The sequence below is a fragment of the Pseudomonas sp. genome, from assembly GCF_041601375.1.
In the GTDB taxonomy this organism is placed as follows: Bacteria; Pseudomonadota; Gammaproteobacteria; order Pseudomonadales; family Pseudomonadaceae; genus Aquipseudomonas.
This window is the reverse complement of the sequence record NZ_JBFIIG010000231.1, coordinates 1-5,774: the sequence shown is the minus strand read 5'-3', so window position 1 is coordinate 5,774 and position 5,774 is coordinate 1. Positions and strand designations below refer to the sequence as shown.

General features: G+C 63.8%; 5 protein-coding genes and 1 tRNA gene. All 6 read left to right on the top strand.

Going from position 1 to position 5,774, the window contains the following annotated elements:
* Positions 1–1,704: allophanate hydrolase (gene atzF, locus ABZE94_RS19800; protein ID WP_372877688.1), on the top strand; the 1,704-nt coding region annotated here is incomplete at its 5' end.
* A 79-nt stretch (positions 1,705–1,783) separates the two neighbouring features.
* Positions 1,784–3,256, top strand: coding sequence for a diguanylate cyclase (locus tag ABZE94_RS19795; RefSeq protein WP_372877686.1), 1,473 nt, complete (start codon positions 1,784–1,786; stop codon positions 3,254–3,256).
* On the top strand, positions 3,253–3,465 hold the full coding sequence (locus ABZE94_RS19790; RefSeq protein ID WP_372877684.1) for a cysteine-rich CWC family protein: 213 nt from the start codon (positions 3,253–3,255) through the stop codon (positions 3,463–3,465). The genes ABZE94_RS19795 and ABZE94_RS19790 overlap by 4 nt, the downstream gene beginning before the upstream one ends.
* A gap of 2 nt (positions 3,466–3,467) precedes the next feature.
* Positions 3,468–4,169, top strand: coding sequence for a pseudouridine synthase (locus tag ABZE94_RS19785; protein ID WP_372877682.1), 702 nt, complete (start codon positions 3,468–3,470; stop codon positions 4,167–4,169).
* A 400-nt stretch (positions 4,170–4,569) separates the two neighbouring features.
* Positions 4,570–5,454 carry an alpha/beta fold hydrolase gene (locus ABZE94_RS19780; protein ID WP_372877680.1) on the top strand — a complete coding sequence of 295 codons (885 nt, stop codon included), beginning with the start codon at positions 4,570–4,572 and terminating at the stop codon, positions 5,452–5,454.
* Positions 5,455–5,548: 94 nt separating this feature from the next.
* Positions 5,549–5,622: transfer RNA gene (locus tag ABZE94_RS19775), tRNA-Gly, on the top strand.
* Positions 5,623–5,774 lie beyond the last annotated feature (152 nt).

Below are 5,774 nucleotides of genomic sequence, written 5' to 3'. Positions count from 1 at the left end.
GCGGCGCTCAACCCCGAGTTTCACCTGTTCATCCACCTGCTCACGGCGGAAGAACTGGAACCCTACCTCGCCGCCCTCGACGGCAAGACGCCCGCCGAGCTGCCGCTGTACGGCGTGCCCTTCGCCATCAAGGACAACATCGACCTGGCCGGCATCCCCACCACTGCCGCCTGCCCGGCCTTCGCCTATGTGCCGGCGCAGAGCGCGACCCTGGTCGAGCAACTGCTTGCCCTCGGCGCCGTGCCGCTGGGCAAGACCAACCTCGACCAGTTCGCCACCGGCCTCAACGGCACCCGCTCGCCCTATGGCGAATGCCGCAACAGCGTGCATCCGGCCTACCCCTCCGGCGGCTCCAGCGCCGGCTCCTCGTTGGCCGTGGCGTTAGGAGTGGCCAGCTTCGCCCTGGGCACCGACACCGCCGGCAGCGGCCGGGTGCCGGCCGCACTGAACAACCTGATCGGCCTCAAAGCCACTAAAGGACTGCTTTCCACCGCCGGCGTGGTGCCGGCCTGCCACACCCTGGATTGCGTGACCTATTTCACCGCCAGCGCCGCCGAGGCCAGCCAGCTGCTGGCGCTGACCGCCAGCCTCGACCCGCGCGATGCCTACAGCCGCAGCAACCCGCAATGGAACGATGGCACAGCCTTCGGCAGCCCACGCCCGGGTTTCCGTTTCGGTGTGCCCAACCAGCTGGAGTTTCTCGGCTGCGCCGAGAGCCCGGCGCAGTTCGCCGCCACTGTCGAACAGCTCAAGGCCCTGGGCGGCGAGGCCATCGAGATCGACTTCGCCCCCTTCCTCGAAGCCGCCCGCCTGCTCTATGAAGGCCCTTGGGTCGCCGAGCGCTACAGCGTCGCCGGTGAACTGATCGAAGCCCAACCCGATGCGGTGCTGCCAGTGATCAAGGCCGTACTGGAAAAAGCGCCGGGCACCACCGCCGTGCAACTGTTCCGCGCCCAGTACCGCCTGCAGGCACTGAAAGCCATCTGCGACCGCATCATGGGTGATCTCGACTGCGTACTGACCCCGGCCTACCCGCGCCCGGTGACACTCGCCGAACTGCACGCCGAGCCGCTCAAGCGCAATTCCGACCTGGGCTATTACACCAACTTCATGAACATGCTCGACTATGCCGCCGTCGCCGTACCGGCTGGGTTCATGGCCAACGGCCTGCCCTGGGGCGTGACCCTGTTCGGCCGCGCCTTTACCGACCAGTACCTGCTCAGCCTGGCCGATGGCCTGCAGCGCCAGCAGCAACTGCCGCTGGCCGGCGAGCGTGCCCTGGCCCCGAGCGCGCCGAGCAGCGCCGCGCGCAACGACCGGGCGCGCCTGGTGGTCTGCGGCGCGCACCTGGATGGCTTGCCGCTCAATTGGCAACTCAGGCAGCGCGGCGCCACCCTGGTCCAGGCCACCCAGAGTTCGCCGGACTACCAGCTGTACGCCCTGGCCGGCGGCCCGCCCTATCGCCCCGGCATGCTGCGCGTGGCAGAGGGCGGCGTCGCCATCGCAGTGGAAGTCTGGGAGCTGCCGAGCAGCGAGCTGGGCTCCTTCCTCACCGGCATCCCGGCGCCCCTGGGCCTGGGCAAGGTGCAGCTGGCAGACGGCCAATGGCTGAGCGGGTTCATCTGCGAACCCTACGGCCTGCAAGGCGCCGAGGACATCAGCCACTTCGGCGGCTGGCGCGCCTATATGCAGAGCAGGCGATAACCCTGCTGCAGGAACCAACCGATGACGCCATGCCAATTGCACGCTAGCATGGCGCCATCATTTCGCGAGCAGTACCTGCATGCCGTCCGTTCCCTCGACTACCAGTCAACGTCCGCTGGTCCTGCTGCTGCTGGTATTGCTCGGCTGCGGCTTCCTCGCCACCTCGCTGGCCAGCTACTACGCCGCGCTCGAATCGATCCGCGACAACATTATCAACACCGAACTGCCGCTGACTTCGGACAACGTCTACTCCGAGATCCAGAAGGACCTGATCACGCCGGTGCTGATCTCCTCGATGATGGCCCGCGACACCTTCGTCCGCGACTGGGTGATGGCCGGCGAGCAGGACGTCGCCCAGATGACCCGCTACCTGCGCGAGGTGCAGGAGCATTACGGCGCCGTCACCAGCTTCTTCGTCTCCGACAAGACCCTCACCTACTACCAGGCCAAGGGCGTGCTCAAGCACGTCGCCGCACAAGAGCCGCGTGACAGTTGGTACTTCCGCGTGCGCGACTTGCAGGCACCCTACGAAATCAATGTCGATGTCGACATGGCCAACCAGGATCGCCTGACCGTCTTCATCAACTACAAGGTATTCGACTACGACCAGCGCTTTATCGGCGCCACCGGCGTCGGCCTGAACGTGGACGCGGTGGTCCAGTTGATCGATGACTACCAGGCGCGCTACGACCGCAGCGTGTACTTCGTCGACACCGACGGCCGCATCGTGTTGACCGGCGCCACGGGCGGGCCACTGGGCGCCAAGGTCGGCCAGGCGCTCAGCGAAGTGCCAGGGCTGGAAGAACTCCAGGCGAAACTGCCACAGCCGCAAACCGGCGACTTCGAGTATCAGGAACAGGGCCGCGGGCACTTTCTCAACGTGCGCTTCATTCCCGAGCTGGACTGGTACCTGTTCGTCGACAAGCACGAAACCGGCGCCTTGGCCGGCATTCGCCAATCGCTGTACCTCAACCTGCTGATCTGCCTGGTGGTCACCGTCATCGTCCTGAGCCTGGTCAGCCTTGCCATGCGGCGCTACCAGAAACGCATCGCCGCCCTGGCCACCACCGACCAACTCACCGAGTTGCTCAATCGCCGCGGCTTCGACCTGCTGGCCAACCAGGCGATCCAGGAAGCACGGCGCAATCCCAGCCCACTCTGCGCCCTGTTGCTCGACCTGGATAACTTCAAGCGCCTCAACGATAGCCACGGCCATCTGGCCGGTGACCAGGTGCTACGCGGATTCGCCAACAAGCTGCGCGACAACCTGCGCCAGTCCGACATCATCGGCCGCTGGGGCGGTGAGGAATTCATCCTCCTGCTCAAGGACACCTCGCTCGAGCAGGCGCGCCTGCTGGCCGAGAAAGTCCGCCAGCAGACCGAGCAAAGCAGCTTCGACTACCAAGGCGCCAGCCTGCAGATCACCACCAGCATTGGCCTGGCCGAACTGCATGCCGATGACTCGCTGAACGAACTGCTCGCCCGGGCCGACCGCGCCTTGTACCGCGCCAAACAAGCCGGGCGTAACCGCACCTGCGAAGCCAGCACATGAATACCAGCCAGTGTCCGTGCTGCGGTCAGCGCAACCAGTGCGCCCAGGCCGAGTCCGCCACGCCCGTGAGCGAGTGCTGGTGTTTCGGCGCCGCTATCGACCCCGCGGTGCTCGACAGCCTGCCGCCCGAACAGCGCAACCGCGCCTGCCTGTGCCCGCGCTGCGCCCAGGGCTTGCTGCCGAGCACAACACCAGCCGCCGCCGACTAGCCATGCGCCTCGACCGTTTCCTCAGCAACCTGCCGCGCTTCAACCGTCAGGAGGCGCGCCAGCTGCTCGCCAGTGGTCGCGTGCGCGTGGATGGCCAGGTCAGCCGCGACAGCCGCGACGAAGTACGCGTCTTCAGTCGCGTCGAGCTGGATGACGAGGTGCTGCAGGCTGGCAAAGCCGCACGCTACTTCATGCTGCACAAACCGCCTGGCGTGGTCAGCGCCACCGAACATCCCGAGCACCGCACCGTACTCGACCTGCTCGACGAGCCGGACACGTATGAGCTGCACCTGGCCGGTCGCCTCGATCTCAACACCAGTGGCCTGCTGCTGCTCACCAACGACGGCCAATGGTCGCGCCGGGTAACCGCGCCCACCGGCAAACACCCCAAGGTCTATCTGGTCGATACCGAAGACCCGATCGACCCGGCCTGCATCGAGGTCTTCTCCCGCGGCCTGTACTTTCGCTTCGAGGACCTGCTCACCCAGCCCGCCGAATTGCAGATCCTCGCCCCGCGCCAGGCCTGCCTGACCCTCTACGAAGGTCGCTACCATCAGGTCAAGCGCATGTTCGGCCACTTCCAGAACAAGGTCGTCGCCTTGCACCGCCTGAGCGTGGGCACGATCCTGCTCGATGAACGCCTCAGCCCCGGTCAGTACCGCGCCCTGACGGCCGAAGAAATCGCCAGTTTCGCCAGCCACTGACGCCGATTTCGCCATTAGTCACACCCTTAGCAAGCTAACCGATAAACGGTAGTGCACTACCCAAATAAAGCCTTGCCAGTATCAGGAGCCACTGCTTAAATCCCCCCATAAGGTCTTGATGTGACCAGCCAGTCACGGACAGCCATCTAAGCGTTCCATCGGTTACTTGCGCTCTGCGCGAAAGGGTTCCTGCCTGGTAACACGACATCTCTCCAGCCCCGTGCAAAGGCTGGTGCGGATGCTCTATTTCAGCCCTTACCGATTGAAAAATAATTCTTATAAAAACCTCCAGCCTGACATTCGCTTGTCATGTCCAGGCGCTTTGCTATCTGTCCTACTTGCTCGGTAATCGGCCCCGCCCCGCCGCTTGCCACGTACCACTTGCGCCTGGAGAAACAACATGCAGCCAACCATCGCTGTCGTCGACATACACGGAACTTACAAGGTTCACACCGAGTTTTACTCCAGCCCCAGCGCCCGCAAGACCATCATCCTGGTCAACGGGTCACTGTCGACCACTGCCGCATTCGCGCAGACGGTCAAATACCTCAACACCCAATTCAATGTGGTGCTCTACGATCAGCCTTACTCCGGCCAATCGAAGCCGCACAACATCCACAACCAGCCCCTGACCAAGGAAGATGAAGCGCGCATCCTCCTGGAGCTGATCGAGCACTTCAAAGCCGACTACCTGCAGTCGTTCTCCTGGGGTGGCGTCGCCGCCATGCTGGCCCTGGCGCAGCGTCCGCCGCGCATCGAAAAAGCCGTGATCGCCTCGTTCTCGCCGCTGATCAATGCGCCGATGCTCGACTACCTGCAAAAAGGCATGGCCACGCTGCAGGCCGTGGATGGCGTAGGCCTCGGCCACCTGGTCAACAACACCATCGGCAAGCACCTGCCGTCGCTGTTCAAGCGCTTCAACCATCGCCACATCAGCAGCCTGGACGATCACGAATACCGCCAGATGCACGCCCATATCGACCAGGTCGTGCACCTGGAAACCCATTGCGAGATGGAATGCCTGGCCGGCATCGACATTCCCGTGCTGTTCGTCAATGGCGAGCACGACGAATACACCTCGGCCCAGGACGTGCGCGTATTCGCCGAGCACCTCAATGATTGCAAGTTCGCCACCATCGACAATGCCGGGCACTTCCTCGACATGGAACACAAGGCCGCCTGGCAGCAAAGCAGCGAAGTACTGCTGGGCTTCCTGCAAAGCCAGCCGCAGCGCCAAACCGGCTACCGTGCGCCGCTCGACGTGCAGCATGCGCTGGCCGTATGAACCACACCCAGGCCCGTCCGCATCGAGCCGCAGTAAAAAGGACTCGATGCGGACTTCATTTCAGCCGCGACTTCCGGTATAAAGGCTCCCCCAAGCGGGCGTCGTATAATGGCATTACTCCAGCTTCCCAAGCTGATAACGAGGGTTCGATTCCCTTCGCCCGCTCCAGTCTCATATTCCGACATGCCCACGCAGGCAGTGAAGCCCCCTGAGAACCGGCCCTTGAGCCGGTTTTCTTGCATCTGAACGGCCTCTTTAATCCCTCTCGGTCATGTATGGCTTTCGGTGTGATTGCACGGCTGTGTCCCAGCCAGGTGCCT

Bases quoted from the DNA above. Each gene is read 5' to 3' on its own strand.
- ABZE94_RS19795 (WP_372877686.1), top strand. From the start codon at position 1,784: ATGCCGTCCGTTCCCTCGACTACCAGTCAACGTCCGCTGGTCCTGCTG.
- ABZE94_RS19790 (WP_372877684.1), top strand. From the start codon at position 3,253: ATGAATACCAGCCAGTGTCCGTGCTGCGGTCAGCGCAACCAGTGCGCC.
- ABZE94_RS19780 (WP_372877680.1), top strand. From the start codon at position 4,570: ATGCAGCCAACCATCGCTGTCGTCGACATACACGGAACTTACAAGGTT.
- ABZE94_RS19785 (WP_372877682.1), top strand. From the start codon at position 3,468: ATGCGCCTCGACCGTTTCCTCAGCAACCTGCCGCGCTTCAACCGTCAG.